The 14,397-nt window shown below is 64.9% G+C and carries 12 protein-coding genes; 9 read left to right on the top strand and 3 right to left on the bottom strand.

All coding sequences use genetic code 11. The features are described from left to right. Nucleotides 1–44: 44 nt before the first annotated feature. The 3 genes from F2P44_RS25665 (at nucleotide 45) to F2P44_RS25675 (ending at nucleotide 2,682) form a co-directional block, all read left to right on the top strand. A complete protein-coding gene (locus tag F2P44_RS25665) occupies nucleotides 45–692 on the top strand; it encodes a sensor histidine kinase (RefSeq protein WP_229423754.1) in 648 nt (215 codons plus the stop codon). Beyond that, a complete protein-coding gene (locus F2P44_RS25670) occupies nucleotides 689–2,374 on the top strand; it encodes a response regulator (RefSeq protein WP_167090707.1) in 1,686 nt (561 codons plus the stop codon). The genes F2P44_RS25665 and F2P44_RS25670 overlap by 4 nt, the downstream gene beginning before the upstream one ends. Before the next feature lie 92 nt (nucleotides 2,375–2,466). Beyond that, entirely contained in the window at nucleotides 2,467–2,682 is a 216-nt protein-coding gene (locus F2P44_RS25675) for a hypothetical protein (RefSeq protein ID WP_099874024.1), read from the top strand. 52 nt (nucleotides 2,683–2,734) lie between these two features. On the opposite strand, the gene F2P44_RS25680 is transcribed toward F2P44_RS25675, so the two are convergent. Further along, nucleotides 2,735–3,400 carry a PhaM family polyhydroxyalkanoate granule multifunctional regulatory protein gene (locus F2P44_RS25680; protein WP_229423755.1) on the bottom strand — a complete coding sequence of 222 codons (666 nt, stop codon included), beginning with the start codon at nucleotides 3,398–3,400 and terminating at the stop codon, nucleotides 2,735–2,737. Nucleotides 3,401–3,531: 131 nt separating this feature from the next. On the opposite strand from F2P44_RS25680, the gene F2P44_RS25685 reads away from it, so the two are divergent. Together F2P44_RS25685 and F2P44_RS25690 are read left to right on the top strand one after the other, a co-directional pair. Then, nucleotides 3,532–4,641, top strand: a complete 1,110-nt coding sequence (locus tag F2P44_RS25685) for a DUF3108 domain-containing protein (protein ID WP_167090709.1) — start codon at nucleotides 3,532–3,534, stop codon at nucleotides 4,639–4,641. A gap of 9 nt (nucleotides 4,642–4,650) precedes the next feature. Further along, on the top strand, nucleotides 4,651–5,406 hold the full coding sequence (locus tag F2P44_RS25690; RefSeq protein WP_167090712.1) for a DUF3108 domain-containing protein: 756 nt from the start codon (nucleotides 4,651–4,653) through the stop codon (nucleotides 5,404–5,406). A gap of 35 nt (nucleotides 5,407–5,441) precedes the next feature. Here the strand turns inward: F2P44_RS25690 and F2P44_RS25695 are convergent, their stop codons facing one another. Beyond that, the gene (locus F2P44_RS25695; RefSeq protein ID WP_167090717.1) at nucleotides 5,442–5,882 is read right to left on the bottom strand and encodes a hypothetical protein; all 441 of its coding nucleotides are present in this window, start codon (nucleotides 5,880–5,882) and stop codon (nucleotides 5,442–5,444) included. A gap of 176 nt (nucleotides 5,883–6,058) precedes the next feature. Here F2P44_RS25695 and F2P44_RS25700 point away from each other — a divergent pair, with 176 nt between their 5' ends. From F2P44_RS25700 to F2P44_RS25710, 3 genes are read left to right on the top strand one after another with little or no spacing between them, the layout of a single operon-like run. Next, the gene (locus F2P44_RS25700) at nucleotides 6,059–7,426 is read left to right on the top strand and encodes a hypothetical protein (RefSeq protein ID WP_167090720.1); all 1,368 of its coding nucleotides are present in this window, start codon (nucleotides 6,059–6,061) and stop codon (nucleotides 7,424–7,426) included. Further along, the gene (locus tag F2P44_RS25705) at nucleotides 7,419–8,201 is read left to right on the top strand and encodes a hypothetical protein (RefSeq protein WP_370662750.1); all 783 of its coding nucleotides are present in this window, start codon (nucleotides 7,419–7,421) and stop codon (nucleotides 8,199–8,201) included. The genes F2P44_RS25700 and F2P44_RS25705 overlap by 8 nt, the downstream gene beginning before the upstream one ends. A gap of 9 nt (nucleotides 8,202–8,210) precedes the next feature. Continuing rightward, nucleotides 8,211–11,036 carry an ATP-binding protein gene (locus F2P44_RS25710; RefSeq protein WP_167090723.1) on the top strand — a complete coding sequence of 942 codons (2,826 nt, stop codon included), beginning with the start codon at nucleotides 8,211–8,213 and terminating at the stop codon, nucleotides 11,034–11,036. A 140-nt stretch (nucleotides 11,037–11,176) separates the two neighbouring features. Here F2P44_RS25710 and F2P44_RS25715 read toward each other — a convergent pair whose 3' ends face one another. Further along, entirely contained in the window at nucleotides 11,177–11,683 is a 507-nt protein-coding gene (locus F2P44_RS25715) for a hypothetical protein (protein WP_187363426.1), read from the bottom strand. A gap of 165 nt (nucleotides 11,684–11,848) precedes the next feature. Between F2P44_RS25715 and F2P44_RS25720 the strand changes: the two genes are divergently transcribed. Further along, nucleotides 11,849–14,296, top strand: coding sequence for a S9 family peptidase (locus F2P44_RS25720; protein WP_167090726.1), 2,448 nt, complete (start codon nucleotides 11,849–11,851; stop codon nucleotides 14,294–14,296). Nucleotides 14,297–14,397 lie beyond the last annotated feature (101 nt).

Consider the following 14,397-nt stretch of genomic DNA (forward strand, 5'->3'; position numbering starts at 1 on the left):
AGTCGAACGAGCTGTTTTTGTTTCTTGCGTCCACCGCGCACGATATGAAAAACTCTGTCAGCGTGCTGAGCGGCACGCTGGAAACCTTGCTCGCGAACGCCGCGCCCGGCACCGGAACGGCCTATCCGCAGATGGCGCACATGCTGTACCAGACCAAGCGCCTGAACGATAACCTGATCCAGCTGCTGGCCCTGTACAAGCAGGTCGGCAAACCCGCCTATCCCTTCGACATGCAGCCGCTGGCGATGGGCGACCTGGTGGCGCAGGTGGCCGGTGCCAGCCGCATCCTGCTCGACTCGCGCCATATCAAGCTGGAAACGCATGCCGATCCGGAGCTGGTCTGGCATCTGGACGAAGACTTGATCGCCGGCGTGCTCGGGCATGCGATCAACAATGCCATCCATTACACCAAGGACACGATCCGCCTGGCCATCGCCGTGGTCGACGGCGACCTGGAAATCCGGATCGAAGACAATGGCGCCGGCTATTCGGACGCCATGCTGGAGGCCGGGATATCGGCCATGCACGGCGCCAGCGCGGGCGTGAATTTTCTGACGAATAGCACCGGCCTGGGCTTGTATTTCTCCAGCGAAGTAGCCAAGATGCACAAGCACCGCCAGCGCGCGGGCCGCCTGCGCCTGGAAAACGGTGGCGCATACGGCGGCGCTTGCTTCGTGCTGAGCCTGCCATGATCGTCGATCCCAAGCCAGGCGCCAAGCCGGCCGCCAGCATCGCCCTGGTCGACTGGGCCGCCAAGAATTACCTGGTGGTGGATGATTTCATCGGCATCCGCCAGTTGCTGCGCGAAAGCTTGCGCAACCTGGGCGCCAAGAATATCGACCAGGCATCGAGCGGCGGCGAAGCCATCGCCATGCTGGCGCGCATCCGCTACGACGTGGTGCTGTGCGACTACAACCTGGGCGAGGGCAAGAATGGCCAGCAAGTGCTGGAAGAGGCGCGCGTGCGCAATTTGCTGCTGCCGAGCAGCGTCTGGCTGATGGTGTCGGCCGAAAAAAGCGTCGAGTCGGTGATGGGCGCGGCCGAGCACCAGCCCGACGCTTACCTGATCAAGCCGATCACCGAGGGCGTGCTGCTGACCCGCCTGAACCGCGTGTGGCAAAAGAAGCAGGTGTTCAAGCAGATCGACCAGGCCTTTGCCGAAAAGGATTACCTGCGCGCGGCCAAGATGTGCGACAGCCAGATCCTGACCAACAAGCTGCACGAAATGGAATTGCTGCGCATGAAGGCGCGCCTGATGCTGAAAAGCGGCGAACCGGAAAAGGCGCGCGAAACCTACGAGCGCGTGCTGCAAGAGCGCGACTATCAATGGGCCAAGGCGGGCCTGGCCAGGATCCGCATGGCCAATGGCGAATATGAGCAGGCTCGCCAGATGTTCCAGGGCGTGATTTCCGAGAACCGCTATTACATCGATGCCTACGACCAGCTGGCGCTGACTTACCAGAGCATGGGGCAGAACGAGGAAGCCTGCGCCGTGCTGGAGCGCGCCGCCAAGCTGTCGCCCAATTCGGTGATGCGGCAGCGCTCGCTGGGGCAGGTATCGCTCAAGCTCGGCAATGTCGGCATGGCTGAAAAAGCCTTCCGCAAATGCATTTCGATCGGTGAATATTCGGTGATGAAAACGGTCGATGCCTACTTTGGCCTGGCGCGCGTTTGCGGGCTCAAGCACGAAACCAAGGAAGCGATGCAATTGCTGGTGCTGGCCCAGCGCGAGTTCAGCGGCGAACAAGTTCAACTGCGCAGCAAGATTACCGAGGGCATGGTCTACCACGAGAGCGGCGACTTCCAGCGCGCGCGCAAGGCGGGCGACGAGCTTGACGAGCTGCTGTTCGGCAATCCGGAGCGCCCGGATACGCCCACCTGCCTGGAATTGGCGACCTTGCTGTTTTCGGTCGGGCACCGCGATTCGCCGGTCGAGCTGCTGTGCTACGTGATCAAGAACAATCACGACAACCTGCAACTGCTCGACGACGTGCAAACCATCTTCGACCGCGCCCACATGAGCGATGAGGGCCTGGCGCTGATCCGCTCCTCGCGCAAGGAAGCGAGCGACCTGATGAACCAGGGCGTGTCGCTATGGAAAACCGGCAAGCTGCCCGAGGCGGTGGCCTGGATGCGCAGCGCGCGCATGAGCTTGCCTAACAACTTGCGCATCCTGTTCAACTCGGCGCAAATCAACATTTCGCACATGCAGCAGCTCGGCCATGACCCCGCGCTGGCGGCCGAAGCGACCGAGGTGTTGCTGCACGTGGACAAAATCCTGCCCGGGCAACAGCGCTTCGCCCAGCTCATGGAACAGCTGGCCGCACTGGCGCCGGGAGCGGGCGAAGGGACCGATGGCGATGCCCCAGGCTGAGCCGTTTGCACGTTTGCCCTTGTCCCAACGCTTGCTGGTGATAAACTGATCACTGCGCGGAAGATTCCGCATTCAACAGGAAAGGGACGTACATGCGCGACATCGCAAATGAAGTCTATGAAAAAATGCGTGTAGGCAGCAGTGCATGGATACGGCCAGTGGCCGCCAAGGGCGATACCGTGCCCTCGTTCCAGGCTGTGCATGAGCAAGTCAAACAGATGGCGGAAGATGGTTTGATTACCATCTCGACCATCAAACGCCAGGAAGACGGCTTGATCGACGCGATCCGGATCCAGCGGCTGGCGTAGGTCATTCCCGTAACAGGGCAAGCGCTGCCGCCCCCTCGGGCGGCATGCCTTGTCAGGCGCCGGTTTTCGGCTTGGCGCGCCGGGATGCGGCCTTGGCTGCACTGTCCGGCTCGCCCGGGCTGGCATCGGCCGGTTCCGCTGTCGATGCCTGCGGCGCCGGTGGCGCTGTTTTCGCGGCAGCGTCTGTCTTGTCCGTGCCCGCTTCGGGCGTCATCGCGGTGGTCACCGCCTGGTTAAATTGTTCTTGCAGCATATTCCACCACGCCACGGGATTGTTCATCGCGTTCGCCGGCGGCGGTTCCTTGTGTTCCTTGGCCGGCTCGGGCGCTGGCGCCTTGGCGGGCGCGGGGGCTGGCTGGCTGAAAAACGCCGACGCGAACGGCGCCGCCGCCAGCACCGATTTCTCATCCGCACCAGGTTGCTTGACTGCCGCCGCCAGGGTCGCGCCCATCGATTTCAGGGTGGCGATCGTGCCGCGCTGTACTTCCATGGTTTGGATGGTGCCGCGCAACATGGACACATTGATGTTGAGCCAGGCTTCGACGGCTTTCAGGTCGGCGATTTTCTTGTCCAGCTCATCGAGCGAGACGGGCGGCATGGCCAGGTTGGGGAAGGACATCCCCGGCACGGCCATGCTCCCCCACAAGTTCTTGACGAAGTCCAGCGTGTCGGTCACGGCGCCGACACCGGGGATGTTGGGCATGGGTGGTTTCAGCATGGAAGTCTCCGTAAAGTAGAAGCCTGAGCGTAGCAGATAATTATCATCCTATCAAAGTATGATGTGCGAGCAGCAAACCGTACGCTGAGCAGCATCAGCGGGAAAAGCGCCAGACACGTTAAACTGTGGCCATGACGATCGCTTCCTTTCTTTCCCGACGGCGCCGCGCCCTGGTGATCGGCACGGCGACCGTCCTGCTGCATTATCTCGCGATCAGCTTCGTCGGCGCGCGCATCGGGCTGGCGCCGCTCACTGCCCCGGACCCGGAACCGGTCACCATCATCGCCGCGCTGCACGCGCCGGCGCCGCCGGCCGCGCCCGTGCCGCCACCGAAGCCCACGCCGAAGCCGGCCGCCGCGCGGCCGCGTGCGCCTGCCAGGAGCGCGCCGGCAGCGGCTGCACCGGTCGCCGCGGCCCAGGAGCAGCCCGAGGCCCCGGCCGAGGCCAGCCCGGCCGTGGCCAGCGATGCGGCAGCGGCGCCCGTACAAGCGAGCGTGGCCGAGGTGGCGCCCGCCGTGGAGCCGGCGCCCGAGCCGCCGCCGGAAGCGGCCCCGGCGGAACCGGTCAAGCCGGCGCTCAAGGTCAGCCTGCCGCCATCGGCCGAGCTGAACTTCGACGTGGCGCGCACCGACCGCGATGGCGGCACCTGGTCCGGGCTGTCGACCATCGCCTGGAAGCAAGCCGGCGGCGCCTACAAGCTGTCGATGGAGGCGAGCGTGAGCCTGCTGGTGGCGCGCGTGAACCTGGTGCTGCTCAACAGCGAAGGCACGGTCGGTGCGGACGGCATCGTGCCGCGCCTGTCCACCGAAAAGCGGCGCGGCAAGACCCAGACCGCCACCCACTTCGGCGGGCCGGATGGCAAGATTACCTTTTCCGCGTCCGAGCGCAGCTATCCGATGCTGGCCGGAACCCAGGACAAGGCCAGCTTTTTGATCCAGCTGGCCGCCATCGGGCGCGCCGACAGCGCCCAGCTGGCCAGTGGCGTGGAACTGTTCGTGGGGGAGGAAAAAGATGCCAATCCCTTCGGCTTCGTGCTGGTCGCGAAGGAAGACATCGATACCCGCATGGGGCGCATGGCGACCTGGCACGTCGCGCGCCCGCCGCGCCCGGGGGCGTACAACTCGCGCCTGGACATCTGGCTGGCGCCGGCTCACAACTGGTATCCGGTACAGATCCGCAATACCGAGTCGAACGGCTCGGTCACGACCCAGACCATCCGCAAGATTCTCATCACTGATTAAGGAACCGCTATGCGACCATTACTTTTGACCCATCTGTTGGGCGCGACCGTCCTGTGCGGCGCTGTTTCCGGCGCCAGCGCGTTTGCCGGCGAACACGAGGCGCAGCTGCGTCCGGTCAACATGCCGCCTTCGGCCGACTTGCACTACACGCTCAAGGCGCGCCAGAAAGGCTTGTCCCTGAGCGGCGAAGCCCTGGTCAGCTGGCGCGTGGGCGAGGGCAAGTACAGCCTGGTTGCCGAAACCAAGGCCCAGCTGTTCGGCAAGATCCTCGACAGCCGCAGCGAAGGCAAGATTGACAACTATGGCATCGCGCCGGATCTGTTCGTGGAGAAACGCATGCGCAAGGAAGCCACCACGGCCACCTTCGACCGCGCCGCCAAGACCTTGAGTTTCAACGCGGGCAAGGACACCTATCCCTTGCTTGGCGGCGAGCAGGACCGCAGCAGCGCGCAATGGCAACTGGCGGCGCTGGCGCGCGCCCAGCCCGACAAATTCACCCCGGGCTCGGAGTGGCGCCTGTTCGTCGCCGGGCGCAGCAGTGCGCAGCCGTGGTCGTTCAAGGTCGTCAACCGCGAAAAGATCACGACCGGATTGGGCGAGGTCGAGGCGCTGCACCTGGTCAAGGCGCCGCCGCCGGGCGACAAGGACCAGGTGATCGACTTGTGGCTGGCGCCGGCGCACGACTGGTATCCGGTGCAATTGCGCTATAGCGATGAAGAAGGCGAGTTCATCGAACAGACGGTCGACAAGATCAGCAAGAAGTAAGCGCGCCTGCGTGCCGCGCCCGGGAGCGGACGGCGTTAGCGTTGCTGGCGTTGTTTGATCAGCGCATACGGATTGCCCACGGTATCTCCGAACGAGGCGTGGGCGTGCCGGATGCGTGCGGCGATAATGGTCTCCAGGGTGGCCGGATCGACCGAGGTGGCGTAGGCCAGGGCATCGGCCAGCCCCAGCGTGCGGATGGTGGCCAGCATCAGGGCCGTCGAATCGAGGTCGCACCGGTCCCACACGCCGATTGCAAACGCGCTCAGGCGCTTCCTGGCCGCGTGCGGCAGGATTTCATAGGTTTGCCATTGCCTGTCGGCCAATTGCGACAGCGCTTGCATCATCATCCACTTTTCCGCCGCGGTCGGTACCCCATTCCGGAACGAGCGCAGCAGGGAGGCGAGTTCCTTCTCCACCTGCGGAGATGGCAAATAATCGGGCAAGGCTGTAATCCTTTGCAACTCGTCTTGATCCACGCATCTCTCCTCTTAATGATGTGATATTACTTTAGATTCAATAGTTCTTGCAATAATGAAACAAGATTGCAAGCAAGGTGGGACCATTTGGTCGGATTGCCTTGGCTTAACTGATATACTGACGCCCCCAAGGGCAAGACCTTTTGCCCAGAGCAAGAAACTGGTACCGGAACACGATGATGGAAACAACGGCAGGCGTGGCTGCAGAACCACTGACTTTAGGGCAAGACGACCACGATTCCTTGCAGGCGCATTTTCACGCCGGCATTTCGGCTGACGAGATCGAGCAAGTCTTCCATTTGAAGCGGGCGCAACCGACCCTGCAAGCCTTTACCGCGCTGTTCCACGGCGGCGCCGACGGCGTGCTGATCCGCCTGCTGGTGCTGCGCGAACTGGCGGCCGATACCAGCACCACCGCGTTTTCGCGCGCCGACATCAACCAGAAACTGGCTTACCTGATTCCCGAAAGCCTGGAAACGGTGCTCACCCGCCTGCGCTCGCACAGCCTGCTGGCCTGGGATGCCCAGGCCGCCGTGTACCGCGTCACGCCGATGGCGCGCAATGTGCTGTCTTCGCTCGACACCCTGCTCTCGATGGGCCAGGCCGACGACGACGCCGAAATGGGCTTCCTGCTCTCGCAAGTGGCCGGCGCCCAGGCCGTGGGCGGGGTCACCGTGGAACAGCTCAAGCACTTGCTGGGACGCCTGGTCGAACTGACCGAGGAATTCCGCGACGCGATCGCCTCCGGTTCCGAATTCCGCCTGCGCACCTCGCAAGCGAAGTGGCACATGGCCTGCGACTGGGTCGAGAAGGGATCCGAGATCCTGCGCGCGATCACCAGCGACGAGCGGGCCGATTCGGCCACCCACAAGGCCGCGCAAGCCATCGGCCGCGCCCAGAGCGCGCTGCTGAACATGCAGGGCATGTTCTCGCGCGCGTTAAACCAGATCGAGCGCCAGCGCGTGCACCTCGGCCAGTCCGGCCTGTCGACCACCGATGTCAAGCGCTGGCTGCTGGCGCACGACGATTTATCGAGCCTGGCGCAGGGCGCCATCGACCGCCCGGTGATGCCGCTGTTCGTCACCCCGGCCGAAATGATCGACGTGGCCGAAACCGAACTGCTGGCCGAACGCAGCGCCAGCATGGGCCCGAGCGGCCTGCCGCAGGGCGAGGACGCCCCGCTGACCATCAACGACGGTCCCGCCATCCAGGCCGAACTCGATGACTGGCTGGCGCGCCTGGCCGATTTTGCCAACCTCGGCAACTTCCCCAGCTTCTCGGAGCACGGCCCGAAAACGGTGCCGATCCAGGATTCGCTGCTGCCGGCCAGCTTTGCGGTGGCCTCCTACCGCGCCTCGATGCTGCCGCTCTTGGGCGACGCCGCCGAGGCCAGCCTGCAAGGCGCCACGGCGCAACTGGCGCGCCTGCCGATCACCTTCACGCCCACCGACGAGATGGTGCAGCTGAACGACCCGCACGTGTTCGCGATGTCGATCGCCACCCTCTCACTTGATCTGGAAAGCGGCCCGGCCGATGATAAATGACGACTCCCAAATCCTGATTGCGCGCCTGCTGACGCACCAGACCCTGCGCCGCGACGACAAGCTGGTCAAGCGCGTGCTGTCCGATGAACTGTTCCGCGCCGAAGTCGACAAGCGCCTGCTCGAATCGGGGCTGAAGCTGCTCGACAACGTCTACGCCGACCACGTCACGCTGGCGCTGCACCGCGCCGTGGAGCCGAAGATTTTCGGGGCCAAGGATATCTGGCAAAACAATAACTTCGGCCTCACGCGCGACGGCGTGGCGCTGCTGGTGGTGCTGTGGGCGCAGATCATCCTGCCCAAGCGCGAACGCCAGGAGACCCACCAGAACGCCTCCGACGACCAGAACGACCTGTTCGACAAGGACAAGCCGATGCCGCGCGCCGAAGACACCTCGATCGGCATCTCGTACACCGCGCTGCTGTCGGACTTCGGCGACAAGCTCGGGAAAAAGACGCGCATGGACATGAACCTGGGCGCGCTCTCGCGCATGGGCTTCATCGAGCGGCGCGGCGACGTGATCCTCGAAGGCCCGCTGCTCGACCTGCTGATGGATACCGACGTGCTCAAGGAACGCATCATCAACGGCGCCCTGGCCGACGTCTTCAAGCGAGCGCCGGTGGCGGTGGTGGTGCCCAGGCCGGCCGCCAGCGAGGCGGCCAACGACGCCACCGCCATGCGCGACGCCAGCGCCATCCGCGACGCCGAGGCGGACGCCATTGCGCTGGCCGCCATCGAGCCCGATCCTGGCGCCGCCGACGCCGATACCCCAACCTGAGGCTAGCCCATGTTCCACATTAAATCGCTCGAACTGGTCCACTGGGATTACTGGCAACGGATCAAGAACATCCCGCTCGACGCCAAGATCATCACCATCGCCGGCCAGAACGGCTCCGGCAAGACCACCTTGCTCGACGCGCTGCGCACCCTGTTCGGGCTCGATTGCTCGATGGGCCGTACCTACAAGCACTATGCGCGCCACTCGGGGCAGCAGACCGCGTGGATCCGCTCCGTGGTCGACAACAAGGCGGTGGGACGCCAGCTGTCGAACCGGCCGTTCCGCAGCTCGGGCTTTTTCAGCGACGATGAAGTCACGCTGTTCTGCAAGATCGAAAAGAATGGCGGCGACTGGAAGCGCCAGTACCTTATGCGTCCGGGGAATATCCAGATCGAGGAAGTCGACGACGCCACCGACTGGCTCGGCGTCGAAAATTACCGCAAGCGCCTGCACAATGCCGGCCTGTCGCCGGCCATGGCCAAGGTGCTGGCGCTGGAGCAGGGCGAAACCGACAAGCTGTGCGAATACGCGCCGCGCCAGTTGCTCGACCTGGTGTTCCAGGTGTTCGGCGACAAGGAAGTGCTGGACGCCTACGACGAAGCCAAGCGCCACCAGCGCGACACCGAGACGGAACTGAAGCGCTTCGAGAGCGAACTGGAAGCCTCGCGCACCAACCTGGAAGGCTTGCGCCTGCGCGTGGTCAATTATCACCAGTGGGAAGACTTGCACAAGGAACGGCGCAACCTGCTGGAAGAGGTGCTTCCGAGCCTGGAATACCACGAGGCGCGCGAAAAGGCGGCGGCGGGCAGCCGCGCGCTGCGCGACGCCCGTAAACCGATGGCGCAGGCCGACACGCAGCTGACCGAAAAGCGCAACGCGCTGGCGGCGCAGGCCAAGGCGCTGTCGGACGCGCAGCAGCAGGAAACGCTGCTGGAGCAGGAAGCGACGGTGCTGGGCAGCCGTTTGAACCAGGTCAACGCCAAATTGAAACCGCTCGACAGCCTGCTCGAACAGAAGCAGCGCCTGCAAAAGCTGGCCGCCGATTCGGGCGCGGATATCGCCGAAGTGGCGGCCCAGCTGGACCAGAAAGAAGCCGAACTGGCACGCCAGCGCCAGTTGCGCGACGCGCTGGCCAGCCGCATCCTGACCGAAAAGTCGACCATCTCGGCCTTGCAGGGCAAGAGCGCCATGCCCGAGCCGGACGCCGTGCGCGGCATGCGCCGCGCGCTGCGCGACGACGGCATCCCGCACGCGATGCTGTCCGATATCGTCGAAGTGACCGATCCGAAGTGGCAGGGTGCGGTGGAAGGTGTGTTGGGCGGGTACGCCTCGGTGGTGCTGCTCGAACGCGCCAAGGATGCCGCGGCCGCGTACCGGCTGGCCGAGAAGGAGCGCTATCGCCACTTCATCGTCCCCGAATGCGTCAAGGCCCCCGCGGTGAAGGATGACAGTCTGCTGTCGGTGGTGCGTTTTTCGGCCGCCGCGCCGCCATGGCTGATCGACCAGCTGGCGCGCATCGAGCGGGTCGACTCGGTGGAGAAGGGCTTCAAGCTGCACAAGGATGCCGAGTGGATCACGCCGGACGCGTATCACCGCGAACGGCGCGGTGGGCGCTCGCTGTTCGTCGAAGTGTCGCGCTACCGCTTCGGCACTGCCGGCCGCACCCAGCGCATGGAAGCGCTGCAAAAGTCATTGCCGGCGCTGGAAGCGCAGGAAGACGCGCTCACGCTCGCCATCAGCAAGCTGGCCTATGAAGTCGGCGCGCTCAAGGCCCGCATCGCCGGTGTCGACGCGGCCAAGGAGCTGGCCGCGCGCCAGGCCGAATTCGACGAAGCCTTGCGCGGCACGGTGCCGCTCAAGGCCGAGCGCCTGGAAGTCGGCGCGCGCCTGGGCGACTTGCAGGCACTGACCAAAGCGGCCACGGTGACGCGCACGCGTGCCGACACCACGTGGCAGAACGCGCGCATGGCCCTGTCGGAAGCCGAAGCCGGGCTGCGGCTCGGCCACAAGCGCCAGATCGAGCAGCGCGCCGACCATGCGCGCGCCTTGCTCGAACTGCGCCGCGCGTGGCGCCATCTGCCGCAAGGCTGGCGCCGTCCGGCGCGGCGTGCCTCGCTGGTGGCCGAACACCAGAACGCGCATCAGGTCGACCTGCGCGTCGCGTCGCTGGAACATAGTCTCGCGCGCGACGACTGGGAGCTCGACGCCACCGTCATCGACCAGCATCACCGCCTGAACGAGCAGTTGCAGGGCCGCCAGACCGAGACCGACGAACGGCGCTACCAGAACAACCGCGCGATCGAAGCGACCGCCAACGCGCGCGGCGCCTACATCGAGCGGCTGCGCTACACCATCAAGACCTACAGCAAGAACATCAAGGAGCTGGGGGAACTGGCGGGCATCGAAGTGCATGCCGATCCGGTCAAACTGGAGAACGAAGACGTGCAGTTGTCGCAGGCGGGCCTGCACGTGCGCTTCAAGTTCGACGGCAAGGACCAGATCGGGATGAACGACGGCGAAGCGTCGGGCGGGCAGCAGGTGATGAAGTCCTTGGTGCTGCTGATTGGTTTACTGAAGTCGGAAGACGGGTCGGGCGGGTTCGTGTTCATCGATGAACCGTTTGCCCACCTGGATATCCGGAATATCCAGCTGGTGGGCGAGTTCCTCAAGAACACCGAGGCGCAGTATTTGATGACGACGCCGCTGACGCACAACACGGATGTGTACGACCCGTCGGAGCTGACCCTCATCACCAGCAAGAAGAAGAAAGATATGCCGTGGGCGCAGCCGATTTTCGTTTTACAGCGCAGGGTGACGCCTGCGGTGGCGGTCTGACGTTATAGCTGCCTTCGATCGCCGCCCTTAGCTCCGTCGTTCCCGCCGAGTGCCGCCTTGGCGCGGGAAGTCGGTTCTGCCAATGGCAGGAACGACGGGGTTAGTGGCTGGAACGATGGCGGTGGTGGCGCAAAAGGCGACTATGCGCTGTTCACCGCCTTCTTCAAGGCCCGGCGCCAGCGGATCAAGCCCGCCGAATAGGTCCCGAAATACCCCGCCGTCAGCCCCAGCGCAAGCAGGGTGATAAAACTGTCGGTGAACCCCGGCGTCGGCACATTGCTGCCCTGGTTCGCATAAATCTCCACCCCGATATACATCACCCGCGCAAAAAACAGCATCGCGATCACCATCCCCAAACGCGCGTTCGGCGTGAAGTGGCAGGTATCGTTTTCAAACCTGGTCAGGCGCAACCCCCAGATCCCGTACGCGATGCCGCCCGCCGTGCCCAGCGCCAGCCAGCCAAGCAGCGCCGGCCGCGCAATCACCTCCGACCCCGCCACCAGGATCATGGCCGCGAACACGCCCACCCCCGTGTAATGGCGCGATACGATCGAGCGCTGGCGCATCATCATCGCCTTGAGACGCTGGTAAAAGCGCCACACCAGGAAAGGGGCGAGCGCCAGCAGCGCGAGAGTGGTAATTGACATGGCGATTCTGTATCCGGTCCGGAAACACGCATTATAAACGCCCGCCGCACCCCGCCGCCCGCACCCGCCGTGCGCGCCATACGCTCAGTAAATACGGGAGAAGAGCCGATTGACAAGCCCGCCGCGAGTGCGCAAGATGGCGGATCGCCTTCACCCGAGACCCCCATGCGCCACCGCCTCCCTATCGTCCCGCTGACCATGTCACTGCTCGCCGCAGCACCCAATGCGCATTCCCAGTACCAGTTGCCACCGGCGCAGTTGCAGGCCATCGTGGATGCGCCGCGCGCGCCGGCGCTGGGCCTGTCGCCGCAGCGTAACCTGGCGGTGATGGTCGATACGCCGGCCCTGCCCAGCATCGCCGAAGTGGCGCAGCCGGAACTGAAGCTGGCCGGCTTGCGCATCAATCCGCGCACCTATTCGCCAAGCCGCTTTTCCTTCGGCACGGGGCTCAAGCTGCTCGATATCGCCACCCAGAAGGAAATCAAGATCATGGGCCTGCCGCGCCAGCTGCGCCTGGCCGACAGCGCCTGGTCGCCCGACCAGCGCTACCTGGCCTTCACCCACGTCACCTACGCCGACCGCGATGGCGCCTCCGGGGTTGAGCTGTGGCTGGTCGATATCAATACCCGCATCGCGCGGCGCCTGACCGCGCAGCCGCTGTCCTACCTGGACGGCTCGGGTTTTACCTGGATGCCGGACGCCAAAGGCCTGCTGCTGCACCTCAAGCCCATTGGGCGCGGCAAGGCGCCGCAGTCGACCGGCGTGCCGGGCGGGCCGATTCTGCAGGACAGCCAGGTCAGCGTCGGTGCGCGCCAGTTGCGCACCTACCAGGACTTGCTGAAAAACGAAGAAGACGCGCGTCTGTTCGAGCACTACGCCAGCTCGCAACTGGCGCTGGTCGATTTGTCGGGCAAGCTGCGCCTGATCGGCAATCCCGAACTGTTCACCAGCGTCTCGGTGGCGCCGAACGGCCAGCTGCTGCTGGCCTCCGTGCTGCAGCGCCCCTTCTCGTACGTGGTACCGGCATCGGCCTTCCCGCGCCGCGTCGATGTGCGCGATTTGAGCGGCAAGCCGGTGCACCTGGTGGTCGACAAGCCGCTCGAAGAAGGCCTGCCGCCGGGGAACGATGCCGTTTCCGCCGGCGTGCGCAAGGTCAGCTGGCGCGCCGACGCCCCGGCCACGCTGGTCTGGGCCGTAGCGCAGGATGGGGGCGATCCGGCCAAGGCGGCCGAGGTGCGCGACATTGTGTACTCCCACGCCGCGCCGTTCGCCGGCGAGCCGAAGGTGCTGGCCAGGCTCGGTTCGCGCTACGACCGCGTCGTCTGGGGCAATGGCGACGTCGCGTTGCTGGGCGAGGACTGGTACAAGACGCGCGCCGTCAAGATCTGGCGTATCCGGCCGGAGCACGACACGGCGGCGCCCGAGCTGCTGTTTTCGTATTCCGCCGAGGACCGCTACAACAACCCCGGCTCGCCCGTCACGATGCCCGACAGCGCGGGCCGTTCGCGCCTGATCGTCGGCGCCGATTCGACCATCCTGCTAGGGGGCAGCGGCGCTTCGAACGAGGGTGATCGCCCTTTTCTGGACCGCTTCAACCTGGCCAGCAAGGCCAAGGAGCGCCTGTTCCGCAGCGAGGCGCCGTTTTACGAGAACATCGTGACGGTGCTCAGCGACGATGGCATGCGCCTGCTGACCACGCGCGAGTCGCCCACCGAGCGCCCGAATTTTTATGTGCGCGACCTGAAACGCAGCGGCGCGGCGCAACTGACGGCGCTCACCCATTTCCCGCATCCGACCCCGCAGTTGAAGGATGTGCAGAAGGAGCAGATCCGCTATAAGCGCGCCGATGGCGTCGACCTGACCGCCACCCTGATGCTGCCGCCGAACTACGAAGCGAAGCGCGATGGCCCGCTGCCGCTGCTGATGTGGGCGTATCCGCAGGACTTCAAGAGCGCCAGCGCGGCCAGCCAGACCACCGGTTCGCCATTCCGCTTCAACGCCATCAGCTTCTGGGGGCCGGCGCCGATGCTGGCGATGGGCTACGCGGTGCTCGATAACCCGTCGATGCCGATCGTCGGCTCCGCCGACGCCGAACCGAACGACAGCTACCTGCCGCAACTGGTGGCCAACGCCGAAGCGGCGGTGGCCGAAGTGGTGCGGCGCGGCGTGGCCGAGCGCCACCGCATCGCCATCGGCGGCCACTCGTACGGCGCTTTCATGACCGGCAACCTGCTGGCCCACACGCGCCTGTTCAAGGCCGGCGTGGCGCGCAGCGGCGCCTACAACCGCACGCTCACCCCGTTCGGCTTCCAGTCCGAAGAGCGCGAGTTCTGGAAGGCGAAGGAGGTGTACCAGGCCATGTCGCCGTTTAATAACGCCGACAAGATCAAGGATGCGCTGCTGCTGATCCACGGCGAGCAGGATAATAATTCGGGCACCTTCCCGATGCAGAGCGAGCGCATGTTCCAGGCCATGAAGGGCCTGGGCGGCACGGCGCGCCTGGTGCTGCTGCCCAACGAAAGCCACGCTTACCGCGCGCGCGAATCGATCATGCACATGCTGTACGAGACCAGTTCCTGGCTCGACAAGTACGTCAAGAACGCCAAGCCGTAAACGCCGGCGCGGCCGCGCAAGGCGGCCCCGCAAGGCCGGTCAAGCGTACGGCCTCGCGGCCGGGCATGTGCTAATGTCGTCGCTCCACCAACCAGGAGCGA

The sequence above is a fragment of the Massilia frigida genome, assembly GCF_011682175.1.
Taxonomy (GTDB): domain Bacteria; phylum Pseudomonadota; class Gammaproteobacteria; order Burkholderiales; family Burkholderiaceae_D; genus Telluria_A; species Telluria_A frigida.